The organism is Enterobacter sp. Ap-1006 (genome assembly GCF_011752835.1).
GTDB lineage: Bacteria > Pseudomonadota > Gammaproteobacteria > Enterobacterales > Enterobacteriaceae > Cedecea.
In genome coordinates, this window is record NZ_VWWU01000006.1 from 120,742 (window position 1) to 147,446 (window position 26,705).

The window sequence follows — 26,705 nt, forward strand, 5'->3', positions numbered from 1 at the left end:
AGTGGGGCGCTCTTAGTGCGACGTGTGTATCGGCGTTAAGCTTCGATAGCGGCGCGCAGTTTTTTCATCGCGTTCTTTTCAAGCTGACGAACGCGCTCGGCGGAAACGCCATAGCGGTCTGCAAGTTCCTGCAGCGTGCTTTTGTTGTCTTCATCTAACCAGCGCGCGCGAATGATCTGCTGGCTGCGTTCATCCAGGCCCTGCATCGCATCGCTCAGTTTGTCTGCGGCGTGAGATTCCCAGTTGTCGTCTTCAATGCCGTCGGCAAAGTTGGAAGACTTATCCTGCAGGAAGAGCACCGGCGCCATCGGCTGACCGTCAGCGTCGTCGTCATTCGACATGTCGAAAGTCATATCCTGCGCCGCCATGCGTGACTCCATCTCAAGCACGTCTTTGCTGGACACGCCAAGCTCGTTAGCCACCATTTCGACTTCGTCCTGATTAAACCAGCCCAGGCGCTGCTTGGTTTTACGCAGGTTAAAGAACAGCTTACGCTGTGCTTTGGTGGTCGCGACTTTCACAATACGCCAGTTACGCAGCACGTATTCATGAATTTCAGCCTTGATCCAGTGCACCGCAAAGGAGACCAGGCGAACACCCACTTCTGGGTTAAAACGGCGTACTGCTTTCATCAGGCCGATGTTGCCTTCCTGGATAAGGTCTGCCTGCGGCAGGCCGTAGCCGGAATAGTTACGCGCAACATGAACAACAAAGCGCAGGTGAGACAGGATCAGCTTTTTCGCTGCTTCCAGATCGCCCTGGTAATGCAGCTTTTCAGCCAGCTCCTTCTCTTCCTCAGCCGTTAACATCGGCCAGGCGTTTGCAGCCCGGATATACGACTCCAGGTTACCAACAGGGGCTAAAGCTAAATTTTGCATTTCTTTGGTCATTCAAACCCTCTCTTAGAGACTAAGTACGGCTTGCCATTCAAGTGGCTGAGGCGCACCGACAACACGTCAGGCCCAGACCGTACCCTTCACTGTACTCTCAGACAGTGATGTTATCCACAAGTTCAATGTAAAGCTGTGAATAGATTACACACAAAGTGTGACGGTTATTGCAGCATCGCAGGGGTCACTACGGTGTAAAACGCACTCCCTGCGGACGACGTTATCGTAGCAGGGAATGAGTATATCAAAAACTTTTTACTCCGGCGTAAAACGGCGTAAATGTTGAACAGTGGCAAGCCAGGCTGCCAGCCAGCCGATCATCGACGAGACCAGCAACAGCAGCAGGCATTCGTCAAAGCCCAGGCCGCTGATATCGAACTTAGTTCCGAACACCTGCGCCACTTCCGTCACCGCCGAAGAGAGGCGCATCACCAGAATCTCAGACAGGATCAGCGACAGGAACGCACCGCTAAAGCCCAGCAGCGCACCGCCATACAGGAACGGACGCAAAATAAAGCCGTCGGTTGCCCCAATAAGCTTCTGCACGTTGATGGTATCGCGGCGGGCAAAGATGCTCAAACGCACCGAGTTACCGATGACGAGAAACACCGCGGCGACCATCAGAATACCGATCATCGCCGCCACTCGCCCGACCAGCCCGGTCAGCGCCGCGAGGCGGGCAAACCAGCTGTCGTCCATGCGCACTTCATCAACGCCATGAATCTTCGCCACGCGGTCACGCAGCGTATTCAGGTGATCCGTGCTCTGGAAATCCAGTTTAGGGTTCACCACGGCCACGGCGGGCAGCGGGTTCTCTTCCAGCATATCCAGCGCGCCGCCAAAGCCCGACCAGTTACGGAACTCGCCCAGCGCTTCTTCGCGGGAGAGGTAGTTAACTTTATCCACGCCCTCCTCCGCCTGAATCGCGCCCACCACCTGCTGCGCGGCGTTATCGTCCAGCGCCTTATCGAGGTAAACGGTGATTTGCGGGGACGGATAATATTGGGTCGCCGCCTGGTTTACGTTCTTGTAAACCATATAGCAAACGCTAGGCAGCGTCAGGGAGATGGCAATCACCATTACCGTCAGGAAGGTCGCCAGCGGCTTGCTCTTCAGATCCTGAAGCGCCCCTTCCCAGGCGTAGCGGAACTGCTCATTCACGCCGCCTTTCAGGGCTTTACTTTTAGACTGCGGCCCTTTGCCACGTTTTTTCACCGAACGGCCAAGGTCGCCTAACTTATTCAGTTGGTTGATTTTATCCAGCTTGTTGCTGAAGCGCTTGATATGGTTGAGCGCACTGTGTTTATTCACCTGCCAGGCCTCCATGCAAATGGCCGTCGCTGAGGGTCAACATACGGTAATTGCGACGTGAGATAAGCCCTATATCGTGAGTCGCCATCAGCACCGTTACGCCCACGCGGTTAAACTCTTCGAACAGGCGCAGAATACCTTCCGACAGCGCATCATCAAGGTTCCCGGTCGGTTCATCCGCCAGCAGCACAGCCGGCTTGTTTACCACGGCGCGAGCGATGCCCACGCGCTGCTGTTCACCGCCGGAAAGCTGGATAGGAAAGTTCTTCGCTTTGTCCAGCAGGCCAACCTTATCTAATGCCGCAGACACGCGGCGGCGAATATCTTCGCCGCTGGCGCCCGCGATGATCAGCGGGATGGCCACGTTGTCGTACACGGTTCTGTCCATCAGCAGGTGGTGATCCTGGAAGATCATCCCAATCTGACGACGCAGGAACGGCACTTCACGGCTCTTCAGGCGACTTATGTCATGGCCGCTGAAAAAAATCTTCCCATCGCTGGGCCGTTCGATACCGCAGATAAGCTTGAGCAGAGTACTCTTCCCTGCGCCAGAATGGCCGGTCAGAAAGGCCATCTCGCCCGGTTGCATATGGAAGGTCACTCCCTGCAACGCTTGTCTCCCACCGAGATAGGCTTTACTGACGTGTTCAAAGCGAATCATTGTTAATCCTCTCGGGCAAAAAGTGCCTCTATAAAGTCGCCCGCATTAAACGGTCGTAAATCAGAAATTTGTTCGCCGACGCCAATGTAGCGAATCGGAATGCCGAACTGGTCTGCCACAGAGAAGATTACGCCACCCTTGGCGGTACCATCCAGTTTGGTCAGGGTGATGCCCGTTAGCCCCACCGCTTCGTGGAACAGTTTAGCCTGGCTTATGGCATTCTGACCGGTGCTGGCGTCGAGGGTGAGCATAACCTCATGCGGGGCATCTTCGTCCAGCTTTTTCATAACCCTGACAATTTTCTTCAATTCTTCCATCAGGTGCGATTTATTCTGCAAACGCCCTGCGGTATCGGCAATCAACACATCAATGTTACGCGCCTTCGCCGCCTGAATAGCATCGAAGATAACTGAAGCGGAGTCCGCGCCGGTATGCTGGGCGACAACAGGAATATTGTTGCGCTGGCCCCAAACCTGAAGCTGCTCAACCGCTGCCGCACGGAAGGTATCACCTGCCGCCAGCATCACGGATTTACCCTGCTGCTCGAACTGACGTGCCAGCTTACCGATGGTGGTGGTTTTACCCACGCCGTTAACGCCAACCATAAGGATAACAAACGGCGTTTTGCCTTCCACGCTAAGCGGCTCGTCCACTTTGGCGAGGATTTCGCTCATCTCTTCTTTCAGCAGACCGTACAGCGCTTCCGCATCACGAAGCTGCTTACGGCTTGCACCTTCGGTCAGGTTGGTGATGATTTTCCGGGTTGTCTCAACTCCAACGTCGGCAATGAGTAGCTGCTCTTCCAGCTCTTCAAACAGATCATCATCGATTTTCTTGCCGCGGAACAGACTGATAAATCCGGAACCGAGGTTTTGTTTAGTTTTGACCAGGCTACGCTTCAGGCGGGCGAAGAAGCCCTCTTTGGTCGGCTTTTCCTGCTCTTGCTGCACGGCAACCGGAGCAGCCTCTTCTTCCGGCTCTTCATCAACAGCTTCTTCAGCCACGGCTTCATCTTCAACGGCAGCTTCGTGCGCGAACAGCGCCTCGGCTTCAGCCACTTCTTCGTTGACGATTTCGTCCTGCTCGGCCTGCCACTCGTCAGGCTGATCTACATTTTCGGCAATCTCTTCCGGCAACGGCAGCGTTTCGTGCTCCACGGCCGCAACAGGCTGCTCAATGACTTCCGGCTCTGCAACAACAGCCGCAGGTTCAATCACCTCAGGCTCGACAACGGCCTCAGGTTCAACAGCGGGTTCTGGCTCGATAACCGCCACAGGCTCTGGTTCAGCCACGATCTCGGGCTCAACGGTCACTTCCGGCTCAGGAATCATTTCCGGCTCGGCCGCCAGCGCTTTTTCTTCCGCTTCTTCTGCAAGCTGGGCGTTAACCTCCACGACCTGCTCAGCAAACTTTTCGGACTCCTCCAGTGAGTGCTCACTAACTAAGTCCTGCTGTTCTTGCTCGGCAGCCTGAGGCTGTTGAGGTTCATCCTGCGCGGGAGCCTGCTCAGTAACCGGTTGTTCTTCTATTACTTTTTGTTCTGCTTCGACGTCCGGCTGCTGCTCTTTCTGGCCAAATCCCAGCCAGGAAAAAAAGCCACGTTTTTTCTCTTTCGCCATTTGCGACTACACTCCTCGCTGTTAATTCATGGCACAGACCCGATTCTGCTTGCCACGGGCATAAAAAATAGTGCGTTAGTCTATCACTTTCCCGGCGCGGCATCACGCCAGTGGATTAAGGTTTCCTGGCCGGGCGAGCGCCGCTAGAATAACCGCAAAATTTAGCATCGCAGTGAGAGCAATGAAGAAACCCCAATCCTCTGGTTCCGGCCAGATTCGCATCATCGGCGGCCAATGGCGCGGTCGAAAACTCCCGGTTCCGGACAGCCCCGGCCTGCGCCCGACGACAGACCGCGTGCGCGAAACGCTTTTCAACTGGCTGGCCCCGTCAATGGTAGATGCCCATTGCCTCGACTGTTTTGCCGGCAGCGGCGCGCTCGGACTGGAGGCGCTCTCTCGCTATGCCGCCAGCGCGACGCTGATTGAAATGGATCGCGCAGTCTCCCAGCAGTTGCAAAAGAACCTCGCGACCTTAAAAGCCAGCAATGGCAAAGTGCTCAACGCCAATACGCTGAATGTGCTCGCGCAGCCCGGCACGCAGCACAACGTCGTCTTTGTCGACCCGCCGTTCCGTAAGGGGTTGCTGGATGAAACGCTCAGCCTGCTCGAGAAAAACGGCTGGCTGGCGGATGACGCGCTAATCTACGTAGAAAGTGAAGTGGAAAATGGTCTGCCAGCGGTGCCTGCCAGTTGGGCGCTGCACCGTGAAAAAGTCGCCGGTCAGGTGGCTTATCGCCTGTTTATTCGTGAAGCTCAAGGAGCCGCATAATGCCGATTCTGATTAACTTTGGCCGCCTGCTGATGCTTTGCGTCTGGGGCTTTCTGATCTTTAACCTGGTTCACCCTTATCCGCGCCCGCTGAACATTTTCGTTAACGTCGCGCTGATCTTCATGGTGATTATGCACGGCCTGCAGCTAAGCCTGCTGAAAGCCACACAGCCGAAAGACGGCCCGGCGCTTGCCCGCGGTGAACAGATTAAGATTTTCGTTTTTGGCGTGTTTGAGCTGCTGGTCTGGCAGAAAAAGCTGCGTCAGGGCAAGTGAGTCTCTTCGGGGACGAAGCTGACAAAGCGCGTCCCCTTGTAACTCAGCGTACCTTTATCTCCCACCGATACCGCATGGTATTCCGCCGCTTCAACGCGCATTTTCATTTCCATCCCGCCGCTCTGTGGCGCAAACCAAACCTCATAGCGAATCGAGTCTTCCGGCGGAGTGACTTCACGCTGGCGCGAACGTCGGTCGTTGGACGGTTTTTCACGCTTGGTCGCCACTACCACTTTTTTTACGCTCAGCGGCGCCGCGTCGTTTTCGATATTCTGGCGGCGCTGCTGAAAATAGCGAAAAGAGGCAGCTACGACGATGACCACAACGATGGCGATAATGAAAGCTGGGGGCTTGCTCATGGCTTTTTCTCTAATTGTCAGACACTTTTCAGCATAACCCTGGCGCCGCGCCGTTGTCATCTGCGCCGCTTAGCCACTAGACTGAACGGTGTTACGCCAACAATTAAAATAAGGATATGCCATGCTTTGGTCATTTATTGCTGTTGCGTTATCGGCCTGGATTTACATTGATGCTTCCTGGCGCGGCTCCACCTGGCAGCGCTGGCTTTTCAAGCCGCTGACCCTGCTGCTCCTGCTGCTGCTGGCCTGGCAGGCACCGATGTTTGAAGCGGCCGGCTACCTGATTGTGGCGGGTCTTCTGGCAACGCTGGTCGGCGATGCGCTCACGCTACTGCCCACTCAACGTCTGCTTTACGCCGTGGGGGCATTCTTCCTTTCGCATCTGCTGTACACCATCTATTTTGCCAGCCAGATGAGCTTGGCCATTTTCTGGCCGCTACCGCTGGCTCTGCTGATTATTGGCGCACTGCTGGTCGCGACTATCTGGACGCGGCTGGAAGCGCTGCGCGTGCCTATTCTGACGTTTATCGGTATGACGCTGGTGATGGTTTGGCTTGCCGCCGAGCTTTATTTCTTCCGCCCGACGGCCCCGAACTTCTCCGGGTTTGTAGGGGCTAGCCTGCTGCTGCTGGGCAATATTGTCTGGCTGGTCAGCCACTATCGTCACCGCTTCAGAGGCGACAGCGCCATTGCCGCCGCCTGCTACTTTGCCGGGCACTTTATGATTGTTCGCGCCCTGTATATCTGAGGTTAACGCCTGTCTTCCACCAGGGAGGCAGGTTCCAGCCTGCGGGTTTTGCCGTAGATAATGGTCAACACCGCAGGCACCGTAAACGCCACCGCGATAGCAATCACCTCGTAAATCATCTTCGATTCCGGCCCGCTAAACAGCCCCAGCTCGAACACGTTCAGCACCGGCAGGAAGCTGTAGGTTTTCACGCCCAGGAGGCCGGTAATCCCGCCGCCCAGCGCTGCGCCAATGCAGCCGAAAACAAATAACATGCGGTATTTCAGGTTCACGCCGTACAGCGCCGGTTCGGTAATGCCGAAGAAGGCGGAGAGCGAAGCGGAAATCGCAATCTGCTTATCTTTCAGGTTACGGGCAATAAAGATGGCACCAAATACCGCCCCAAACTGCCCCATTACCGCCGACATAAACATCGCCATAATGGTGTCATAGCCGTTGACCTGAATGTTAATTAACGCCAGCGGGATAATGCCCCAGTGCACGCCAAACACCACGAACAGCTGCCCAATCCCCGCTAACAGCGCACCGGAAATCACCGGGCTGAGGTTGTACAGCCACGCATAGCCGTTGGCGATGCCGACGCCAACATAGTCAGCCACCGGGCCAATCACGGTGAACACCACAAAGCCGCTGACGATCAGCGACAAACAAGGCACGAATACCAGCGCGGCGATCTCCGGGATCACCTTTTTCAGCCAGCGTTCGACGTGGCTCAGGAAGAGCACGGCAAAGACCGCCGGGATCACCGCCCCTCCGTAGATTTTCACGTTCAGCGCCAGGCCCATAACGTGGAAGGCCCCGGGCACGCTGGCATCCGTCAGCGGGAAAATCATCGCCGCCGTCAGCGCCAGGGCGCTAAATTTATTGGCCTTAAAGCGCTCCGCAGCCGTTACCGCGATAAACAGCGGCAGCATGACGAAAACGCCGCTGGAAAGCGCATTGAACACGGTGAACACATACGAATGGGTATCCACCAGGTTCATTGTTTGCAGCAGCACCACAATCCCTTTCACCACCCCCACGCCCGCCAGCACGCCGATGTAAGGCGTGAAAATAGCGGACAGCGTGGCCAGCAGGCGGTTAATCATCGAGCCCTGCGGCGCAGAGGCTTCTTCTGAGGATGGTTCCCCCATCTGCGCCGTGATAGCCAGAAAGACTTTTTCAACTTTTGGCCCAATAACAATCTGGAATTGCCCTGGGTTCTCAACCAGTTTGACTACCTCTGGCAACTTATAAAGCTCATCTTTATTAATCTTACTTTTATCTTTGATAGTAAAACGCAAACGGGTTGCGCAGTGGGTAAGATGCTCTATATTTTCTGCCTCGCCGACATGCTGAATTATCTGTCGGGCAAGTTGACTGAAGGTAGCCATAATCATTCCTCAGTAGCAAGGTAGGGACGTTATTATTGTGTAGGGAACACTGTGCCTCAGGCGTAATCGCCTGGCTTCGTTTTACTTTTTACGGACACGCCAAAATCGGTAAAGATCCGCTGCGGCAGATTATTGCCCTTTGCCTCAGCAATATGGTGAGCCAATATCTGGAAAGGAATAACCACGATCAGCGGAGCAATAAATTCATCAACATCAGCTGTAATCGACAGCGTACGCGGATCGTTATCCTCACCTAGTTTGATGGTGTACACGTAGTCGGTATATTTTTGCTCATAGGCTTTCAGCAGTAATAAACGCTCGCGAGCCACGCCCGGCGTATCAATAAAGAACATCCGGTGGCTGCCATTCACTTCGAAATAAGGCCCGTGCATAAACGCTTCCAGCTCAATGCCCTGGGACGGCACGCGAATCGTCTCGGCAAACTTGGTTTCCATCTCTTTGATCACGCCTACACTCGGCCCGTAGCCAATTGAGGTGAAGCGCGGGGAAGCGGCCAGTTCGGCCTGCCATTGGGTGAAGAAAGCTTCAGTACCGGCAATCACGTCCGGAATAGATTTCACCGCAACGTCCAGCTTATGCAGCTCAGCCGCTTCCTGCTCAGCGTCGATCTTCCCGTTGCGGCGAGCGACAAACACGCCCAGCAGCATAAATTTCAGAATCGTAGCAACGTACCCTTTGGTGACGTAGCCCACGCGTTCCTCGCCGATCTCGATATCAATCACGTGGTCCACGGCGCGGGCAAGCTCGCTCCCGGCTTTGCTGGTGATGCCCACCGTTTTGACCGGGTGAGTCTGGCGAATATGCTGAATCGCGTTGAGGGTCGAGGTGCTTTCCCCGCTCTGGGAAACGCCGATGACCAGATCGGTGGCTTCACTGAATTTTTCGTAATGCTGAAAGTGGAACGGCTCTTCGACGGAGATACGAACGTCCGCCAGATTTTCCACGTAGTATTTCGCGCTATTGATCGCATTAATGCTGGAGCCCGTGGCCAGTACCAGCCACTCTTTCTGCCCACCGAGCACCGGAAGATCGGACGGATAGCGAGACAACATGGCGCTTAACGTCGCCTGCTCTTCATGGATGTAAGTCATCATTGTCGGTTTCATCGGCTCTCCTGTAATCAAAACCTGAAAACGTTTTCAGGTTTTAGGCTAGAGGAGTCAGGCAAGGCTTGTCAACGCCAGATCGCGCAACTGTTAGCGAGATCAAAAAATAACGTGAAGGGGAGAAACGAGCGGATGCCTGAAAAAGAGATCCGCCGTTGAAAACTAACAGGATTCGCCGTTCAATAGCGTAAGAGGTATTTTTTCGACTGCGATACCGGCAGCATTTTCATTCAATATCGCCATTAACCTTGCCATCACCTCTTTGCCAATCAAAGCATTCTGGTGGTCAACGGTGGCAATGCGGGGAATAAAATACTCGCTACCTGGGAAATATTCACAGCTCACTATGGCGATATTATCTGGCACAGACAGATTGTGATCCTTTAGCGCACGGATCGCGCCCTTGGCGACATGATCGTTAATTGCCACAATGGCATCCGGCAAGCTTGTATTCGTTGAAATCAGCGTTTCAATTGCCTCATAGCCATGCTGTAAATAAAAGTTATTCAGCACAATAAAACTATTTTCTACCGGCAATTTGGCAGCTTCCAGCTCGGCCCGAAATACCGCCTCGCGCTCGCGAGTAATATATACATTCTTTGACCCGCCGATAAAACCAATGCGCCGGTAACCTTTCTCAATCAGGTGACGAGTGGCTAAGCGCACACATCCCGCCTGATCGCGTTCAACGCAGGCATATTCCACGCCCGGCAGGTTACGCCCCACGACCACGACCGGCACGGTGGCGATCAGCTTTTTCAGTTCCTGCAGATAAGTCGCGGCAATGTCGTTGTAGTCGATATTACCGCCGAGAATGATCACGCCGTCTATCTGGCTGTCGGTAATGGAATTAAAAATATGCTCTTCGGGCACCACCGGTGCTTCGCGGGAGGTTCTGTTTGCCGATTGCGTATCGTACAGCGTGACCTTGTAGCCCAGCCGCAAACTTTCGTGCTCAATCTGCGCCACCAGCATCACAAAGTAGGGGTTACTGATATCGGAAACGACAATCGCCAGCGTCTGGGTTTTCTTGGAAATCATCCCTCGCGCCAGCAGATTCGGGCTGAAGTTATGCTCCTGAATCACTTTTTCAACCCGGCTACGCGTTTTGTCCGCCACCCAGCTGTTATTGTTCAGCACCCGGGAGACCGTGGCGATAGACACCTGCGCCAGCTCCGCAATATCCTTGATTGTCAGTGGTTTTTTCATCGATTCATTCTCATCCCGACCTGCGGATAATACTAGGGGAAGCGCCGTGGGGAAGCAAAGGCCAATCCTGAAAACTGCCGACGGCCAGCCAGAAATATCCGGCGGTAAAAAAAGACGCTTGACTCTGGAGTCAACTCCAGAGAGTAACATCGGTAATGAGAAAATTATCATTACCGGAGGGCGCCATGCTCAACACACCTCAAGACGGCAAAAAGCCACCGCAGTTTGCGTTTGCCAAACTAAGCCCGCTGCAGGCGGAAGGCCCCTCCTGCTGCGCCGATGACGCCTGCTCTGCACAAAAATCAGAGCCAGAAATTGCCGACAACGGCAGCCGCTACAGCTGGCACGTCGCGGGGATGGACTGCGCGGCCTGCGCACGCAAAGTGGAAAATGCGGTGAAACAGGTGAGTGATGTGCAGCAAGTTCAGGTGGTGTTTTCTACCGAAAAACTGCTGGTCAGCGCCTCAAGAGACATTCGCGACGACGTAGAAAAAGCGGTCAAGGCCGCAGGCTACACGCTGAACGACGCCAGCGCCCCGAAGCAGGAAAAAAGCAGCAGCCTGCAAGAGAACCTGCCGCTGATCCTGCTCATCGTCCTGATGGCGATCAGCTGGGGGCTCGAGCAATTCAACCATCCGCTCGGCAACATGGCGTTTATCGCCACCACGCTGGTTGGCCTGTGGCCGATCGCGCGCCAGGCCGTGCGCCTGATTCGCAGCGGCAATTGGTTCGCCATTGAAACGCTGATGAGCGTCGCCGCAATCGGCGCGCTGTTTATCGGCGCAACCGCCGAGGCGGCGATGGTTCTGCTGCTGTTCCTCATCGGCGAACGCCTCGAATCCTATGCCGCCAGCCGAGCACGCCGCGGGGTAAGCGCCTTGATGGCGCTAAAGCCGGACGTCGCTATTCGCCTCCGGGACGGCGAGCGCGAAACCGTCGCGCAGGCCGATCTTCGCCCAGGTGACGTGATTGAAGTTGCCGCCGGAGGCAGACTGCCCGCCGACGGCCGCCTGCTCAGCGGTTTTGCCAGCTTTGACGAAAGTGCCCTAACCGGGGAATCCGTGCCGGTAGAGCGCCAGCAGGGCGAAAAAGTCGCCGCAGGCAGCACCAGCGTAGATCGCCTTGTTCAGCTGGAGGTCATTTCCGAGCCCGGCGACAGCGCCATCGACCGCATTTTGCGGCTGATTGAAGAAGCCGAGGAGCGCCGCGCGCCTATCGAACGCTTTATCGATCGTTTTAGCCGGATTTACACGCCGATCATCATGCTGCTCGCGCTGCTGACCGCCGTCATCCCACCACTGTTCTTCGGCCAGGGCTGGGAACCGTGGATCTATAAAGGCCTGACGCTGCTGCTGATCGGCTGTCCATGCGCGCTGGTTATCTCCACGCCTGCAGCCATTACTTCAGGTCTTGCCGCGGCGGCTCGTCGAGGCGCGTTGATTAAAGGCGGGGCTGCGCTGGAACGTCTCGGTCAAATCCAGCAGGTCGCGTTCGACAAAACCGGCACCCTGACGGCAGGTAAACCTCAGGTTACGGCCGTAGCGGTGGAAGAAGGGACAGAAGAAGACCAGCTTCTGGCGCTCGCCGCGGCGGTTGAACAAGGCTCCACCCACCCACTGGCGCAGGCCATTGTCAACGCGGCGCAGCAGCGCAACTTGCCTCCTGTCGCCGCAGAAAATCACCGCGCTCTCGCCGGGGTTGGCGTAGAAGCCAGCATTCAGGGCGAAACGCTGCTGCTCAGTTCACCGTCCAAACTTGACGGCCAGACACTCAGCGAAACCTGGCAAAGGCGTATCGCGAAGCAGGAAGAAGAGGGCCAGACGGTGATCGTGGTGCTGCGTGCGGGGCAACTGCTGGGCACCATCGCCATGCGCGATACGCTGCGCAGCGATGCCCGCGAAGCGGTTACGGCACTCCACCAGCTCGGGATTCAGGGCGTAATGCTGACCGGGGATAACCCACGTGCGGCGGCGGCAATCGCCCGCGAGCTTGGCATTGATTACCGCGCCAGCCTGCTACCGGCAGACAAAGTGGCAGCGGTGAATAAACTCAATGCCACCGCGCCACTGGCAATGGTCGGCGACGGCATCAACGATGCTCCGGCGATGAAAGCGGCGACCATCGGCATCGCGATGGGCAGCGGCACCGACGTCGCGCTGGAAACGGCAGATGCCGCGCTAACCCACAACCGTCTGACCGAACTGGCAGGTATGGTACGGCTCGCCAGAGCCACCCATAACAACATTCGCCAGAACGTGACGATTGCGCTGGGGCTGAAGGGAATTTTCCTGGTCACCACCCTGCTCGGCCTGACCGGCCTGTGGCTGGCGGTGCTGGCAGACTCAGGCGCTACCGCGCTGGTCACGGCGAACGCCATTCGCCTGCTGCGGAAGAAATAGTTTTCGAGACAGCTTCCGGTTTTTTACTCCACAAGCAGGGGCAAGGATGCTCCCGTGTAAAAATGAATATCCGCCCACAAGTTGACTGATTGGCAACTTGTGGGTATTTTAATTGCCAATCAGTCAACTTCAGGACGAAGTGATGCTTCTGATTACGCTTAAGGCGCTTGTGGAAGCCGGCCAAAAATTTCCCAGACATAAGCAGGAGCTGCAAATCCTTGGCAAAGTGCTGGAAAAAGGCTTCTTTCCAACGCCGGACTCACTTAAGCGGGTTTATCCCACGCTGGATAATTTTAAATATCTTGATAAACATTACGTCATCAACATAGCCGGAAATGAACTCAGGCTTATTGCGCTTATCTTTTTTACCAGCCAGAAGTTCTACATCCGCCACGTCATGACGCACAGCGAATACCAACGATTTACTGAAAAACACCGGGGAAAAAAGCGATGATTGCGGATGCACTGAAGGCCGCCGAAGCATTAAAAACAGCGGTTCCACTGCTGGCAGGCAGCACCTGCGAAAAAGATTACCTAGCTGCGCTGGAGCTGGTCGAATATCTGCTCATCAATGATCCAGAAAATCCGCTGGTTGAGATTCTCAGTAGTAAGATCCGGGCCTGGGAAAACGCGCAGCCGGAAGTGCAGACATTCCGCGAGGAAATGCAGGCCATACCTGCCGGGATAGCCATACTGAAAACCCTGATGGAGCATCACCATTTAAAACAGAGCGATTTTCAACAAGAGATTGGCAGCAAGTCGATGGTCTCCCGCATTCTCAGCGGTGAACGCCAGCTAACCACCGACCACATACGCAAACTGTCCCGGCGATTTGGCATATCACCCGCCCTTTTTTTCTGAGCAGCGGATTAGCCTGGGGAGGGACTTAGTGACTCTTACGCAGCAAATAGCGGTAAGGCAGCGCATCGGTTTCGCTGGCGACCAGCTCGTGCTCCATAAAGCGGCAAAAACCGGGGATATCGCGCGTGGTGGCCGGATCATCGGCTATCACCAGTAGCGTTTCGCCGACGGGCATATTGCGCACAGTTTTGCGCACCATCATCACCGGCTCCGGGCAGCGCAGGCCAAGAGCATCCAGCGTGTGGTCAGGGGTTGCGAACAAATCGGTCATAGCACTCTCAGGTCGTCAAAAACCGCGCTAGTTTACGCCGGGTAAAATCTGGCGCAAGCCGCGTGAACGATTGCGTTAAAATTAACCATTGCATTGAGAAACTAAAGCAGTATCATCCCCGCGCTTTACATTTTTGACTGGGTTCCCTCACCCCACTACTAAAAAGGCTACAACATGATGCAGTTCAGCACTCGCCAGCGTACTAATGCGCTGTTTTGGCTATCGCTTTTTCATTTGCTGGTGATCACCTCCAGCAACTATCTGGTTCAGCTTCCGGTCTCCGTATTTGGGTTTCATACCACCTGGGGCGCCTTCAGCTTCCCGTTTATCTTCCTCGCGACCGACCTCACGGTGCGTATTTTCGGCGCTCCGCTGGCGCGGCGGATTATTTTCGCGGTGATGATCCCGGCGCTGGTGATTTCCTACGGCATCTCCTCGCTGTTTTACATGGGAAGCTGGCAGGGCTTTGAAGCGCTAACCCACTTCAACCTGTTTGTTGCCCGTATCGCGGTTGCCAGCTTCATGGCTTACGCGCTCGGCCAGATTCTGGACGTGCACGTCTTTAACCGCCTGCGCCAGAATCACTGCTGGTGGCTGGCCCCAACGGTGTCCACACTGTTCGGTAACGTGAGCGATACGCTGTCGTTCTTCTTTATCGCCTTCTGGCGCAGCCCGGACGCCTTTATGGCCCAGCACTGGGTAGAAATCGCCGTGGTCGATTACTGCTTCAAAGTGCTTATTAGCCTGATTTTCTTCCTGCCGATGTACGGCGTTCTGCTGAATATGCTGTTGAAACGCCTCGCAGATAAATCTGAAATCTCCGCACTACAGCCTGGTTAAACGCGGGCTGAATATCTTGTGTTAAGATGCAGGGATTGGCCTTTTGGCTTGCTAACGGAAAGGAAGAACGCGATGCGCAAACTGGTAAAATATGTCGGTATTGGCCTGCTGGTAGTGGGTCTTGCCGCCTGTGATAACAACGACAGCAAAACCGCCACCACCGGCGCGCCGGAAGCCAGCAGCGCCAGCGGTCAGCCAGTTGAACTGCTGGACGGCAAGCTGAGCTTTGCCCTGCCAGCGGATATGAGCGATCAAAGCGGCAAGGTGGGCACCCAGTCCAACAACATGCACGTTTATTCTGACGCAACCGGCCAGAAAGCGGTGATCGTGATTGTCAGCGACAACCCGACGAGCGACCTTGCCACGCTGGCAAAAGGCCTGGAAGAGCAGCAGCGCGCACGCGACCCGCAGCTTCAGGTGGTAACCAACAAATCCATCGAGATTAAAGGCCACACCCTGCAGCAGCTGGACAGCGTGATCTCCGCCAAAGGACAGACCGCGTACTCCTCCATCATCATTGGCAAAGTGGACGATAAACTGCTGACCATGCAAATCACGCTGCCTGCGGATAACCAGCAGCTGGCGCAGACCAACGCGGAAAACATCATCAACACCATCGTCATCAAGTAATCGCCGCGCGATACATCAATGGCTCCGCCTCCGCGGGGCCATTTTTTTCCTTCATTTTCAGACAGACTGCCGCCGTCGCCCTGCCGGGAAGTACTACACTAAAAGCACATTTTCCCGATCGGACGTCTGCATGACAGCCCCACAACCTGATAAGACCGGCCTGCATATATTGCTCAAACTCGCGGCCCTGGTGATTATTCTCGCCGGTATTCACGCCGCAGCCGACATCATCGTTCAGCTATTGCTGGCGGTATTTTTCGCCATTGTTCTCAACCCGCTGGTGACCTGGTTTATGCGCCGCGGTCTTAGCCGCCCGCTGGCGATTGCCATCGTGGTGCTGGTCATGCTGGTGATGCTCACTTTGCTGGTTGGCGTGCTGGCAACGTCGATGAATGACTTCATGGAACAAATGCCGCAGTTCAACAAACTGCTGACGCAGAAAGTGCGTGAAATCGAGCAAGCGATGCCGTTTTTGCACCTGCCGCTGTCGCCGGAACGCCTGCTGCAAAAGCTGGACTCCGACAAGCTGATGACCTTTGCCACAACGCTGATGACCGGGCTTTCCGGGGCGATGGCCAGCGTTCTTTTACTGGCGATGACGGTGATTTTTATGCTGTTTGAGGTGCGCCATGTACCTTATAAACTCCGTTTTGCGCTGGCAAACCCTAAGCTGCATATCGCCGGCATGCACCGAGCGCTGAAAGGCGTCACCCACTATCTGGCGCTGAAGACCTTTATCAGTTTACTGACCGGCATCGTTATCTGGCTGGGGCTAAAGCTGCTGGGCGTGCAGTTTGCGCTGATGTGGGGCGTGCTGGGCTTCTTGCTCAACTATATTCCCAATATTGGGTCGGTGATCTCCGCCGTGCCGCCGATGATTCAGGCTCTGCTGCTCAACGGCACCTATGAGATGCTGATGGTCGGGGCGCTGTTCCTGGTGGTGCACATGGTACTGGGGAATATTCTGGAGCCCCGCATGATGGGGCGTGGGCTAGGGATGTCGACTTTCGTCGTATTTCTCTCCCTGCTCTTCTGGGGCTGGCTGCTCGGCCCGGTGGGCATGTTGCTCTCGGTGCCGCTCACCAGCGTTTGTAAAATCCTCATGGAATCTACCCAGGGCGGGGCGAAACTGGCGATTCTTCTGGGCCCTGGCAGGCCGAAAAAACGCCTGCCGGGATAATCCGGTTACGTTTTATCACGCCCGGCGAGGCTGCTTAACATCGCCTCGCCGATGGCCACTTCTCCCTTTGCCATTAGTCCCTGCGCGGCCCCGGCCTGATCCTCAGACTTCTTGTTCTGGCCGAGCTTGGTCTTGCCGACCAGCGAAGCCAGAGGGATCTCAATCCCGACAATCGCTTTAAGCATTGAGCCGATAAACTCAGGAGGCGCATCGCTTACCTGCCACGGGAGGTTCATCTGCGCTTCCTGCTGCCGCGTCAGGCTGGTTATCTGCCGCAGGACAAAATCCGCATCGTCCCGCACCGCAATCCTCCCCCGCGCCTGCACGGTCTGGTAGTTCCAGGTCGGCACCTCCTTGTGGTGCTCCTGCTTGCCTGGATACCAGCTCGGGGAGATATAACCTTGTGCACCACGGAACACCACCAGCACATCCTGCTCGGGCTGAAGGCCGCGCCACAACGGGTTCGCACGGGCAATATGCGCACGGAGCGCGCCGAATTCCCCCTCATCAGGACAAAGCTCAAAGGGAATATCAAACGCTTCCAGCACACCTTCGATTTGTACAACCAGCAGGCCCAGGGGATTGGCCTGAATCAGCCGCTGCAGCACAGCAATATCGGGCTCCTGAAAAGGGCGAGGAATATACATGGGCAGACCTTCATTTGCGGTAATTTTGCCCAGCTTATGTTCAAAGTGGTTTATGATAAAGAACCAGATTACAGCTATATGACCGAGCCACAATTCATGTCACGTAAAGCCCGAGCCGTAGATATCCCCGCCATTGGCGAGCTTGACCGCCGCAGCGGGCAGCTTAGTTTGCAGCTAGCCAAAGCGCTGAAAAACGCCATTCACAAAGGCGAACTGAAGAGCGGCGACCTGCTGCCCTCCACCCGCGTCTTGTCGGGCGCCCTTAACGTGGCGCGCGGCACCGTGCTGGAGGCGTTCGAGCAGCTGGTTGCGGAAGGGTTTCTGGAGTCGAAACACGGCTCCGGCACCCGCGTGGCCTACGCCCCGGAAAGCCCGCAGCCCGAACCGGCGGCTCGTACAGCGGCAGCCATCCCGCTGTCTGCCCAGGCTCAGGCTTTTGCCAGAGTAGGCGAGCAGCTAAAAACGCTGGCGCCGAAGCCGTTTGCCGTTTCCGTTCCGGTTGGCGACACGGCCCCGGACGACGTGTGGCGCAGGCTAGGCAACCGCATTCGGGCGCGGGGCGCCGGTGCCCCGTCGGGCTATGCCGACCCGCAAGGCGTTCTGGTTCTGCGCGAGGCTATCTGTGAATACGTCAGAAAGTCGCGCTCGGTGCGCTGCACCCCGGAGCAGGTCATCATCACCTCCGGCAACCAGCACGGCCTGTACCTGACCCTGCAAATCCTGCTGGAGGCGGGCGATGCCGTCTGGATGGAAGAGCCAGGCTACCCGGGTGCGACCTCGCTGTTTGAGACGATGTTCCGCGACCGCAGCATGGTCAGAGTCGCCGTGGACGACGAAGGGCTGGACGTTGAGCTGGGGAAAAAGCTGGCCCCCAACGCCCGCGCTGCGTTTGTCACGCCCTCGCACCAGTACCCGCTGGGCATGCCGCTCAGCATGTCGCGCCGCGCCGCATTGCTGGAATGGGCGCAGGCCAACCAGGCCTGGATCATTGAAGACGACTACGATAGCGAGATGCGCTACTCGGGCCACCCGTTCCCGGCGCTGCAGGGCCTGGGGCCGGAGAACGTTATCTACCTCGGCACCTTCAGCAAAATCCTCTTCCCGTCGCTGCGTCTGGGCTACGCCGTAGTGCCCAAGCAGCTGGTTTCCGCCTTCTGCGGGGCACGAATTCTGATGGACAGGCAGCCGCCGGGAGCAGACCAGCACGTGCTGGCGAGCTTTATTTCGGAGGGGCACCTCGACCGCCATCTGCGCAAAATGCGCGGTGTTTATGCCGAAAAACGCCGCGTGTTAATGGCGGCGGTAGAACAATACATTTCCCCGGACGTGGCCTGGCTTCAGCCCTGCGACCAGGGCATGCACATGGTGCTTTGGCTGCGCCAGGGCCTGGACGACCATCAGGTTGTGGAGCGGGCAATGCAGGCCGGAATCGCCGTTCGCGCGGTGTCGCACATGTTTACCCCAGAAAAACAGAAGTCCGGCATTCTGCTGGGCCTCGGTGGTTACAGCGACGAAGAGATCGTTCGCGCCGTGCAGCGTCTGGATGAAGTGCTATGCTCAAGTGCATCCCTGATTACGCCATAAACCTGGCAGGAGCCTGATTATGCTGACCTATTTAGAAAAAGATGAACCTGAAGAAAGCGCCACCCCCGCCAATGCGTCAGGACTGATGCAGCAAAAAATGCTGGATTCCCGCTCGATTATTATCTCCGGCGAAATCACTCAGGCGATCACCAAAGAGGTGGTTGCCCAGCTTTTGCTGCTGCAAAGCATCAACGACAAACCCATCAAGCTGTACCTCAACAGCCAGGGCGGCCACGTTGAGGCGGCGGACACCATTCATGACGTGATCAAATTTATCAAGCCGGAAGTCCATATCATCGGCACCGGCTGGGTTGCCAGCGCCGGGATCACCATCTTCCTCGCGGCTGACAAAAAGCACCGCTATTCGCTGCCAAACACGCGCTTTATGATCCACCAGCCGCTGGGCGGCGTGCGCGGCCAGGCCACGGACATTGAGATCGAAGCCAGAGAGATTATTCGCATGCACGACCGCGTGAACAAGATGATCTCAGAAGCCACCGGTCAACCGCTGGAGAAGGTGAAGCAGGACACCGATCGCAACTACTGGATGTCGCCGAAAGAAGCTATCGACTACGGGATTGTTGGCAAAGTCATTACCAGCTTCTCCGAGCTGAATATCGACTAACCTCTGAGAAACCGCCTTCCCCGGCGGTTTTTCTTTTTAGCGGGAAAAGCGCTTCGCGCCGAACACGCAAACCAGCACGCCAAGCATCACGGCGATCATCGATGTATGTACTTCTTCATGAAGCAACAGTCCGGCAAGCAACAGACCAAAAAAGGGCTGTAACAATTGCAGTTGCCCGACGGCGGCAATCCCGCCCAGCGCCAGGCCGCGATACCAGAAAATAAACCCTATCCACATGCTGAACAGCGACACGTAGCCCAGCGAGAGCCATGCCTGAGCGCTGATAGCGTCTCCCGCCGACGGAACGGTAAAAGCAGTAGCCGCGGCACTAAGCGGCAGAGAAATTACCAATGCCCACGAAATCACCTGCCAGTCGCCCAACCGCCGGGTCAGCACCGCACCTTCGGCATAACCCAGCCCACACAGCGCAATGGCGCCCAGCATCAGCACATCGCCCTGCCAGCTACTTGCTGTTCCGTGGCTCAAAGCAAAACCTGCCACCAGCGCAGCCCCCGCCAGAGAAAACAGCCAGAAAGCCGCTTTTGGCCTTTCTCCTCCACGCAGCACGCCAAAACAGGCGGTCGCCAGCGGCAGCAGGCCGATGTAGACCAGCGAGTGTGCCGAGGTTGTGTGCTGCAGTGCTAAAGCCGTCAGCAGCGGGAAACCCAGCACCACGCCGACGGCAACCAGGCAAAGCGGCAACCAGTCTCCCCGCTGCGGCCGCGGCTGCCGCAAAATCAGCAGCGTGCCGGCCGCCAGCAGCGCCGCAAGAGTGGCCCGTATCGCCGTCAGAAAAAGAGGATCAAGCTCCAGCACCGCAACGCGCGTGGCCGGCAGCGAGCCGCTAAAAATAAGCATCCCCAAAAAGCCGCTGATCCAGCCTCGGGTTTGCGGGTGAGCAGTCGGCTGACTGAGCGGCAACGCGCTTCTATTTTGCATGGTGGCTCCAGATACTCAGATTGGCTTCCTATTCTGCGCAAAGCCGCCACGACAGACAGATCCACAATGAACAAGAATCACCAGGCCAGCAAAAAAACCACCCACCAAAGAAGAAAATCTATCTTGCCAGTCAAGATTAAGTCATTTGTTAACCCTCACGCTGATTCACATAATGCGCCAACACGGAGAGGCAAGCGGCAGCCTTTTTCTTCTTCGCTCTGCCGCTTTTTTCTCCCTCATCTCCGCTCGTGCAACGGCATGAGCCACACAACAAGAGGCAGTGAACCATGGCTTATTTGCAAATCACCCTTGATATCAGCGCGCAGAATCGCGCCGCAGCCGCGGGCGTTTACCAGCAGTACAAAACGGCCTTCCTGACCACCATCGACGGTGCAGTCTCCAAGGAACTGCTGATCCGCGAGCAGGACGTCCAGGTACTGCACGGCTTTAACACCGCCGCCCAGGCCGAAGCCTATCTGGGTTCTGACCTGTTCACCCGCGACGTGGTTGAAGCCCTGAAACCGTTCCTGAACGCCGCCCCGGAAGTCCGCATTTATAGCGTCGCCTGAAATTAACTGAAGAGGTTTGTATGTTGCTGAACTGGAATGAACATCGCGAAGAATTACTGTGTGTGGTGGGCGATTACGCGAAGCTGCAGCCGGAGTTTATGAAAGGGCTGATGAAGATGGACGCGGGTGCTTCCGCCATGGGCCACCTGGACGCCAAAACCCACGAGCTGATTGCGCTGGCGGTGGCGATCACCACCCGCTGCGACGGCTGCCTGTCGGTACACGTTAAAGCCGCCGCAAAACACGGCGCAACCCGGGAAGAGATTGCCGAGGCGCTGGCGGTCGCCATTTCGCTGAACACCGGGGCGGCGCTGACCTACACCGCTCACGCCCTGGACGCGTTCGACGCGCTGCCAAAAGCCTGAGCCTAAGCGGCATCCTTCCTGAGGGTGCCGTTTTTTTTCACCGGAGAAAGCAAATGACCTACAAAGCGATGCAGGCCAGCGGCAACGGCAGCCTGGAGCTTGTTGAACGCCCCATACCTGAGCCTGGCGCAGGCGAAGTGCTGATAACAATAGAAGCCTGCGGCATCTGTGGCGCTGACGGCGGCGTTATCGACGGCACGGAAAAGAACGTGGCTTACCCGCGCGTGCCGGGGCATGAAGTTGTCGGCACGCTGCTGAAACTTGGCAGTGGCGTACCTTCTGGCCTGCGTGTTGGGCAGCGGGTTGGCGTGGGCAGGCTTGGCGGGCACTGCAATGAATGCGATGCCTGCCGCCGCGGCGAGTTCACGCTTTGCAGCCACCAGCCGGTCGTCGGCAGTTCACGGGACGGCGGCTATGCCGAAATGATGCTGGCGAAGGCGACCGGCCTTGTGGCGATCCCGGATGCGCTAAGCGCAGTCGCCGCCGCGCCGCTGCTTTGCGCCGGAATAGCCACCTTTAACGCGGTGCGTAAATCAGGTGCTCAGCCGGGAGACAGCATCGCAGTCCTCGGCATTGGCGGCCTGGGCCACCTTGCCGTGCAGTATGCCGCTAAAATGGGATTACGGGTTATCGCCATCGGGCGTGGGAGCGATAAAGCACCAGCTGCGCTGGCGCTGGGTGCCCGCGATTATCTCGACAGCAGCCTGGATAATCCTGCCGAAGCGCTGAGAAAACTCGGCGGTGTAAAGGCGATCGTCACCACGGTCACGGACAACGCTATCGCATCCTCTCTGCTGCCTGCCCTGCAGCCCAAAGGCAAGCTGATGGTGCTCGGGGTCGGCCAGCAGCCGCTCGTGCTTTCTCCGGGTATGCTGGTTGGCCGGGAGCTGTCAATCGAAGGCTCGCTGACCGGCACCCCGAATGAAACCGAAAGCGCTCTGCGTTTTAGCCTGCTGAACAACGTGCAGCCGATGACGGAAATATTCCCGCTGGCGCAGGCCAACGAAGCGTGGCAAAAAATGAAGTCCGGCAAGGCACGATTTCGCATAGTGCTGACGATGTAGAACCCGGCGGCCGTTTTTAATTTAAAAATTTTCTGCCTGATTTTCAGTCTCGCGTGACCTCTCTGAAGCAGTACTTCTTGTGACTCACCTTCAGGGATACATCATGACGATAAAAAATAACGGAAAGGCTACGGCCATTTCCGACGCGAGCCAACCTGCACAGCTCCCTCGCGCCCCGCTTGCGTCCGGCATCGCCCTATCCGGCCTGCTGGCGCTGGCAACTGGTTTACCGACATTATCCTGGGCGGCAGAAGCCTCCTCAGCCGCCAGCCAGGCATTTTCCGTGCCTGCCGGGCCTTTGAGCGGCGCCCTGCAAACGCTGGCGAATGACGCCAACGTGCTGCTGGTCTTCACCCCGGATCAGACGTCAAACAAAACGACTTCAGGCCTCAAAGGGACTTATTCCGTACAAAGCGCGTTTGATCATCTGCTGACGGGCAGCGGCCTGAAAGCCGTGCGCGACGGCAATAGCTATCGGCTTGTTTCTCTTCCGGCAGCCTCTGGCGAGAACGCGCCGATTATCGTGCCAGAGCTTTCCGTGCTCAGCGGCCTGGATGACAGCGTCGTGGCCGGGCGCTCAACGCTGAAAAAAGAGAATATCGAGCGCATTCAGGCTGATAACGTCGCCGCCCTGCTGGATAAGCTGCCGGGTGTCTCTTCCGCAGGTTCACCGCGCCCGGGCGGGCAAAGCCTGAATATCTGGGGCATGGGCGGCATGGAGGACATCAAAGTGACGCTGGACGGCGCGCCCAAAGGGTTTGAGAAGTACCGCCAGGGGTCAGTGTTTATCGAACCAGAGCTAATCAAACAAATCGACGTCGATAAGGGTCCGTTTAACCTCGCCAACGGCAACGGCGGCTTTGGCGGCAGCATCAAAATCGTCACCAAAGACGCGGCCGACCTCTTACAACCCGGCGAAAACTTTGGCGGTATGCTGAAGTACGGTTTCCACACCAACGACAACCAGAATATCTACAGCGGCGCACTGTATGGCAGAACGTCAGAAGGCTTTGCCGACGGCATGCTCTACGCCAGCAAACGCGATGGCGGCAATATTACCCGCCCGGACGGCACGCATTTCGACTATTCCGCTAACCGCCAGGGGACCTGGCTTGCCAAAACCAATCTCTACCTGACCGACGCGCAGACGCTGACGCTTTCGGCCATGCATTCCGAATCCACCGGCTGGCAGCCCTTCGCCGCCAAGCGGGACGAAATTGCCGCCCCGAGTCAGGCGGATGTCGACAAATACGGGTTAGACGAAGCCTGGCGCAGGAAGCTGGTGTACCGCAACCAGACCGACGAAAACTACTCCGTGAAGTGGAACCTGGCCCCGGCGGACAAGCCCTGGCTGGATCTGACGCTGAACTACGCTTACTCCAAAACCAAACAGCATGATACCCGCCCCGACTCCGCCGGAGCGTCCAGCTTCCTGGGCTCGCTCGGCAATGAGAGCTGGGTGGATTACAAAGACAACCTGGTGGAGATCAGCAACAAGAGCCGCTTCAGCACCGGGCCGGTGGATCACCTGCTGGAAATCGGCGCAAGCTGGCATAAAAACCAACGCGATGCGCTGATGTACTACCCAGGCTACAAGAAAAATGCCGCCTACAACTACGGCTACTTCCAGCCGTACTACATGCCCGCCGGGGAACAGCAAACGCGCGGCCTGTATCTGCAGGACAGCATGACGCTCGGCAGCGTCACCGTAACGCCGGGCGTGCGCTACGACAGCGTCACCAATACCGGCGAGCCAAACATCGCCTCAATGTACAACAGCAGTAATCCTAAAGTCGGCCACGACTACAGCAGCAAAAGTTATCACGGCTTTACGCCTGCGCTTGGGCTGGTCTGGAAAGCCACGCCGAATGTGTCGCTGTTTGCCGATGTGACCCGCACGTGGCGAGCGCCGACCATTGATGAGCAGTACACCGTGCAGTACGCGCTGTCTAACGTGTCCGGCACCAGCCGCGACCTGAAAGTGGAAACCATTAACAGCGTTCGCGGCGGGATGATCCTGAACTTCAATAATTTGCTGGCGGACGACGACAGCGTACAGATTCGTACCACGCTATTCCGCAACCGCGGCAAAGATGAAATCTTCTACCGCCGCGGCGTGCTGTGCGAGGCGCAGTCGGTGAAAAGTGGCGCTAACTGCGGTTCTCCGCTGTCGAACTATCGTAACCTGCCGGGCTACACCATCCAGGGCCTGGAGATTGAATCGTTTTACGACAGCCGCCGTATCTTCGGCAGCTTCTCCTTCTCCACCATTCGTGGGCAGCGTGACGCTTCCCCGCGCGACCCGTGGGGCAACCAAACCTGGATCGCAGAAATTCCGCCGGTCACCGCCCACACCACGCTGGGCGTAAAAGCCCCGGAGTGGAACATGACCTTTGGCTGGACCATGGACATGGTGCGTAAACAGGATCGCTCCCCGCAGGATGGCGACCCGTTAGCGGGCATCTGGGCGCTGCCAAAAACCAGCGGCTACGCGCTGCAGGGCCTGTTTGCGTCCTGGCAGCCGGAGCAGGTGAAAGGCATGGAAGCCCGTATTGCCGTCGACAACCTGTTTAACACCGACTACTACCCGTACTTGGGTGAATCCGTGTCCGGTATCGGCCGCAACGTTAAGCTGAGCATTTCGCAGAAATTCTAATGTGTTACCCGCAGCGCCAGTGCTGGCGCTGCGTTCTCGTCGCCCGCAAAAATACATTAATACTTCGCAATCTCTTGACATAAAAATAGAGAAATGAAAATAATAATGATTATCATTTAAATATTTATCACACCCTGATACCGATCAATGGTGAGTCACATCATGTCCCGTTCCCAACAGGTTGCGCAGCAGCTTTACTGCGATCATCAGCGCTGGCTTTACCACTGGCTTCGCAACAAAGTCGGCTGCCCGGAACAGGCGCAGGATCTGACTCAGGACACCTTTATTAATATTCTGGTCAGCCCCGATCTGGCCTCCATTCGCCAGCCACGTCCTTTTCTTGCCACGGTCGCCAGACGGCTGATTGCCAACCATTATCGCCGCAAGAAAATCGAAGAAGCCTGGCTGGAGGCGCTGGCGACTCAGCCGGAAATGGAACACCCTTCCCCTGAAACCCGACTGCTGATTCTGGAAGTGCTGGAACAGATTGATGCGGCGCTGGACGGCCTGCCGCCGCAGGTGCGGGAAGCCTTTTTGCTGGCCCACCTGCAGGGAATGCGCTATTGCGATATCGCCGAGCGCCTGCGCGTTTCCAGCAGCTCCGTGAAGCAGTATCTCCAGCGCGCCAACCTGCACTGTTTCTTCGCGCTCAGCTCATGACCTCCCATCCTTTTATTGACCAAAACGGGCAAGCCATCGACCGGGACAGCGCCTGGGCCGCCGCCTCATGGCTGACGCTGATGATGTCGGACGACGTTAGCGAGCAGGATAAAGCCGACTGGCAAAAATGGCTGGCGTCCAGCGCCGAGAATCAGCGTGCCTGGCAGCACGTCGAGGCGGTTTGCGCCAGCTTCCGGCAGGTTGACGGCAAACTGGCGCGGCAGAGCCTCTCCTCGTTAAAAAACAGTGGCAGGCGTCGGGCGCTAAAAGGATTAGGCGCTCTGCTGCTGATCGGTGGTTCGCTGGAATGGGGGCGACAGCAGCACGGCTGGGAAGCGTTCATTGCCGATTACCGCACCGGGACGGGGGAGCAGCGGCAGGTTGAACTCAGCGAAGGTAGCCGCCTATTACTGGACACCCAAACCGCGCTAAACGTGCATTTTACCGGGCAACAGCGCCAGATTGAGCTGCTCGGCGGCGACCTGCTGATTACGACCGGGCAGAAGGAAAAGCTGGCGGCATGGCCCCGGCCTTTTAGCGTGACGACGCCACAGGGCAAAGTGCTCGCGCTGGGCACCCAATTCCGGGTAAAGCTGGAACCGGGGCTTACCCGCGTGGCGGTTTACCACGGCGCAGTCCGGCTTTATCCGCGCAGCTCCGGCCTCGCCGGGCTACAGCTCGCGGCGGGCCAGGGCGCATGGCTCCGCGGGGCTGAATCCGGGGGCCTGCACGGCGGTGAAAAAGAGCCTGGCTGGGCGCACGGCAAACTGCTGGCCGACAATATGCCACTGAGCGATTTCCTGCGGGAAGTTAACCGCTACCGCCCCGGCGTCCTGCGCTGCGACGAGGATATTGCGGCCCTGCGGCTATCCGGCGTTTTCCCGCTGGCGGATACTGACCAGATTCTGGCTGCGCTACCCCGCGTCCTGCCCGTCAGAATAAATACGCTATCTCGTTACTGGGTCAGCCTTTCACGCAGTGAATAATGCTTCGAGACGGAGTAATCCATGTCAGTTGTCTCGTTATTCATGTCAGCCTGCCCGTTTGGGCGTTTCGCGTGTCCTCTCTCTTATC

At 56.9% G+C, this 26,705-nt stretch carries 28 protein-coding genes; 17 read left to right on the forward strand and 11 right to left on the reverse strand.

All coding sequences use genetic code 11. The annotated features are described in order from the left end of the window. Positions 1 to 35 precede the first annotated feature (35 nt). The 4 genes from rpoH to ftsY all read right to left on the reverse strand — a co-directional run bounded on the left by rpoH (position 36) and on the right by ftsY (position 4,481). The gene (gene rpoH, locus F3J28_RS18385; protein WP_008458573.1) at positions 36 to 890 is read right to left on the reverse strand and encodes an RNA polymerase sigma factor RpoH; all 855 of its coding nucleotides are present in this window, start codon (positions 888 to 890) and stop codon (positions 36 to 38) included. Positions 891 to 1,145: 255 nt separating this feature from the next. After that, positions 1,146 to 2,201 (reverse strand): permease-like cell division protein FtsX, encoded by a 1,056-nt coding sequence (ftsX, locus tag F3J28_RS18390; RefSeq protein WP_045784745.1) that lies wholly within the window; start codon positions 2,199 to 2,201, stop codon positions 1,146 to 1,148. Further along, positions 2,194 to 2,862 carry a cell division ATP-binding protein FtsE gene (gene ftsE, locus F3J28_RS18395; RefSeq protein WP_008458576.1) on the reverse strand — a complete coding sequence of 223 codons (669 nt, stop codon included), beginning with the start codon at positions 2,860 to 2,862 and terminating at the stop codon, positions 2,194 to 2,196. Before ftsE ends, ftsX begins: the two co-directional genes overlap by 8 nt. A gap of 2 nt (positions 2,863 to 2,864) precedes the next feature. Then, positions 2,865 to 4,481, reverse strand: a complete 1,617-nt coding sequence (ftsY, locus tag F3J28_RS18400; RefSeq protein ID WP_166878534.1) for a signal recognition particle-docking protein FtsY — start codon at positions 4,479 to 4,481, stop codon at positions 2,865 to 2,867. A 181-nt stretch (positions 4,482 to 4,662) separates the two neighbouring features. On the opposite strand from ftsY, the gene rsmD reads away from it, so the two are divergent. Continuing rightward, on the forward strand, positions 4,663 to 5,250 hold the full coding sequence (rsmD, locus tag F3J28_RS18405; RefSeq protein ID WP_039288607.1) for a 16S rRNA (guanine(966)-N(2))-methyltransferase: 588 nt from the start codon (positions 4,663 to 4,665) through the stop codon (positions 5,248 to 5,250). A gap of 5 nt (positions 5,251 to 5,255) precedes the next feature. After that, positions 5,256 to 5,525 carry a DUF1145 family protein gene (locus tag F3J28_RS18410; RefSeq protein WP_096754169.1) on the forward strand — a complete coding sequence of 90 codons (270 nt, stop codon included), beginning with the start codon at positions 5,256 to 5,258 and terminating at the stop codon, positions 5,523 to 5,525. On the opposite strand, the gene F3J28_RS18415 is transcribed toward F3J28_RS18410, so the two are convergent. Then, positions 5,513 to 5,884 (reverse strand): DUF2500 domain-containing protein, encoded by a 372-nt coding sequence (locus F3J28_RS18415; protein WP_166878536.1) that lies wholly within the window; start codon positions 5,882 to 5,884, stop codon positions 5,513 to 5,515. The two genes, F3J28_RS18410 and F3J28_RS18415, sit on opposite strands and share 13 nt — an antisense overlap. A 121-nt stretch (positions 5,885 to 6,005) precedes the next feature. On the opposite strand from F3J28_RS18415, the gene F3J28_RS18420 reads away from it, so the two are divergent. After that, positions 6,006 to 6,632 carry a lysoplasmalogenase gene (locus F3J28_RS18420; RefSeq protein WP_166878538.1) on the forward strand — a complete coding sequence of 209 codons (627 nt, stop codon included), beginning with the start codon at positions 6,006 to 6,008 and terminating at the stop codon, positions 6,630 to 6,632. A gap of 2 nt (positions 6,633 to 6,634) precedes the next feature. Here F3J28_RS18420 and F3J28_RS18425 read toward each other — a convergent pair whose 3' ends face one another. From F3J28_RS18425 to F3J28_RS18435, 3 genes are all read right to left on the reverse strand, one after another. Continuing rightward, positions 6,635 to 8,005, reverse strand: a complete 1,371-nt coding sequence (locus F3J28_RS18425; RefSeq protein ID WP_286178336.1) for a PTS transporter subunit EIIC — start codon at positions 8,003 to 8,005, stop codon at positions 6,635 to 6,637. A gap of 56 nt (positions 8,006 to 8,061) precedes the next feature. Continuing rightward, complete coding sequence (locus F3J28_RS18430) at positions 8,062 to 9,132, reverse strand: SIS domain-containing protein (protein WP_166878542.1); 1,071 nt, start codon at positions 9,130 to 9,132, stop codon at positions 8,062 to 8,064. A gap of 162 nt (positions 9,133 to 9,294) precedes the next feature. Continuing rightward, complete coding sequence (locus F3J28_RS18435) at positions 9,295 to 10,341, reverse strand: LacI family DNA-binding transcriptional regulator (RefSeq protein WP_166878544.1); 1,047 nt, start codon at positions 10,339 to 10,341, stop codon at positions 9,295 to 9,297. 185 nt (positions 10,342 to 10,526) lie between these two features. On the opposite strand from F3J28_RS18435, the gene zntA reads away from it, so the two are divergent. From zntA to F3J28_RS18450, 3 genes are all read left to right on the forward strand, one after another. Next, positions 10,527 to 12,740, forward strand: coding sequence for a Zn(II)/Cd(II)/Pb(II) translocating P-type ATPase ZntA (gene zntA / locus F3J28_RS18440; RefSeq protein ID WP_166878547.1), 2,214 nt, complete (start codon positions 10,527 to 10,529; stop codon positions 12,738 to 12,740). 142 nt (positions 12,741 to 12,882) lie between these two features. Then, the gene (locus F3J28_RS18445; protein ID WP_166878986.1) at positions 12,883 to 13,194 is read left to right on the forward strand and encodes a type II toxin-antitoxin system HigB family toxin; all 312 of its coding nucleotides are present in this window, start codon (positions 12,883 to 12,885) and stop codon (positions 13,192 to 13,194) included. Beyond that, the gene (locus F3J28_RS18450; RefSeq protein ID WP_166878551.1) at positions 13,191 to 13,601 is read left to right on the forward strand and encodes a helix-turn-helix domain-containing protein; all 411 of its coding nucleotides are present in this window, start codon (positions 13,191 to 13,193) and stop codon (positions 13,599 to 13,601) included. The genes F3J28_RS18445 and F3J28_RS18450 overlap by 4 nt, the downstream gene beginning before the upstream one ends. Before the next feature lie 25 nt (positions 13,602 to 13,626). On the opposite strand, the gene tusA is transcribed toward F3J28_RS18450, so the two are convergent. Beyond that, positions 13,627 to 13,872 carry a sulfurtransferase TusA gene (tusA, locus tag F3J28_RS18455; protein WP_008458604.1) on the reverse strand — a complete coding sequence of 82 codons (246 nt, stop codon included), beginning with the start codon at positions 13,870 to 13,872 and terminating at the stop codon, positions 13,627 to 13,629. Between the two features lie 174 nt (positions 13,873 to 14,046). Here tusA and F3J28_RS18460 point away from each other — a divergent pair, with 174 nt between their 5' ends. The 3 genes from F3J28_RS18460 to F3J28_RS18470 all read left to right on the forward strand — a co-directional run bounded on the left by F3J28_RS18460 (position 14,047) and on the right by F3J28_RS18470 (position 16,522). Then, the gene (locus F3J28_RS18460; protein WP_166878553.1) at positions 14,047 to 14,712 is read left to right on the forward strand and encodes a 7-cyano-7-deazaguanine/7-aminomethyl-7-deazaguanine transporter; all 666 of its coding nucleotides are present in this window, start codon (positions 14,047 to 14,049) and stop codon (positions 14,710 to 14,712) included. A gap of 72 nt (positions 14,713 to 14,784) precedes the next feature. Beyond that, positions 14,785 to 15,342: a DcrB family lipoprotein gene (locus tag F3J28_RS18465; protein ID WP_008458608.1), complete on the forward strand. Its 558-nt coding sequence runs from the start codon at positions 14,785 to 14,787 to the stop codon at positions 15,340 to 15,342. Between the two features lie 130 nt (positions 15,343 to 15,472). Continuing rightward, on the forward strand, positions 15,473 to 16,522 hold the full coding sequence (locus tag F3J28_RS18470; protein WP_166878556.1) for an AI-2E family transporter: 1,050 nt from the start codon (positions 15,473 to 15,475) through the stop codon (positions 16,520 to 16,522). A 5-nt stretch (positions 16,523 to 16,527) separates the two neighbouring features. Here F3J28_RS18470 and F3J28_RS18475 read toward each other — a convergent pair whose 3' ends face one another. Next, the gene (locus F3J28_RS18475) at positions 16,528 to 17,169 is read right to left on the reverse strand and encodes an FMN-binding negative transcriptional regulator (RefSeq protein ID WP_166878558.1); all 642 of its coding nucleotides are present in this window, start codon (positions 17,167 to 17,169) and stop codon (positions 16,528 to 16,530) included. Positions 17,170 to 17,265: 96 nt separating this feature from the next. Here F3J28_RS18475 and pdxR point away from each other — a divergent pair, with 96 nt between their 5' ends. Further along, on the forward strand, positions 17,266 to 18,753 hold the full coding sequence (pdxR, locus tag F3J28_RS18480) for a MocR-like pyridoxine biosynthesis transcription factor PdxR (RefSeq protein WP_166878561.1): 1,488 nt from the start codon (positions 17,266 to 17,268) through the stop codon (positions 18,751 to 18,753). 19 nt (positions 18,754 to 18,772) lie between these two features. Further along, positions 18,773 to 19,378, forward strand: coding sequence for an ATP-dependent Clp protease proteolytic subunit (locus tag F3J28_RS18485; protein WP_008458618.1), 606 nt, complete (start codon positions 18,773 to 18,775; stop codon positions 19,376 to 19,378). A 36-nt stretch (positions 19,379 to 19,414) separates the two neighbouring features. Here F3J28_RS18485 and F3J28_RS18490 read toward each other — a convergent pair whose 3' ends face one another. Continuing rightward, positions 19,415 to 20,317: a DMT family transporter gene (locus F3J28_RS18490; RefSeq protein WP_166878563.1), complete on the reverse strand. Its 903-nt coding sequence runs from the start codon at positions 20,315 to 20,317 to the stop codon at positions 19,415 to 19,417. A gap of 287 nt (positions 20,318 to 20,604) precedes the next feature. On the opposite strand from F3J28_RS18490, the gene F3J28_RS18495 reads away from it, so the two are divergent. From F3J28_RS18495 to F3J28_RS18520, 6 genes are all read left to right on the forward strand, one after another. Beyond that, the gene (locus tag F3J28_RS18495; RefSeq protein ID WP_008458622.1) at positions 20,605 to 20,886 is read left to right on the forward strand and encodes a hypothetical protein; all 282 of its coding nucleotides are present in this window, start codon (positions 20,605 to 20,607) and stop codon (positions 20,884 to 20,886) included. Positions 20,887 to 20,906: 20 nt separating this feature from the next. After that, positions 20,907 to 21,251: a carboxymuconolactone decarboxylase family protein gene (locus F3J28_RS18500; protein ID WP_166878566.1), complete on the forward strand. Its 345-nt coding sequence runs from the start codon at positions 20,907 to 20,909 to the stop codon at positions 21,249 to 21,251. Positions 21,252 to 21,304: 53 nt separating this feature from the next. Beyond that, on the forward strand, positions 21,305 to 22,315 hold the full coding sequence (locus F3J28_RS18505; protein ID WP_166878569.1) for an alcohol dehydrogenase: 1,011 nt from the start codon (positions 21,305 to 21,307) through the stop codon (positions 22,313 to 22,315). Between the two features lie 103 nt (positions 22,316 to 22,418). Next, on the forward strand, positions 22,419 to 24,971 hold the full coding sequence (locus tag F3J28_RS18510; protein ID WP_166878571.1) for a TonB-dependent receptor: 2,553 nt from the start codon (positions 22,419 to 22,421) through the stop codon (positions 24,969 to 24,971). A 162-nt stretch (positions 24,972 to 25,133) separates the two neighbouring features. Next, positions 25,134 to 25,631 carry a sigma-70 family RNA polymerase sigma factor gene (locus F3J28_RS18515; protein ID WP_166878574.1) on the forward strand — a complete coding sequence of 166 codons (498 nt, stop codon included), beginning with the start codon at positions 25,134 to 25,136 and terminating at the stop codon, positions 25,629 to 25,631. Beyond that, positions 25,628 to 26,617, forward strand: a complete 990-nt coding sequence (locus F3J28_RS18520) for a FecR domain-containing protein (RefSeq protein ID WP_166878577.1) — start codon at positions 25,628 to 25,630, stop codon at positions 26,615 to 26,617. Before F3J28_RS18515 ends, F3J28_RS18520 begins: the two co-directional genes overlap by 4 nt. Positions 26,618 to 26,705 lie beyond the last annotated feature (88 nt).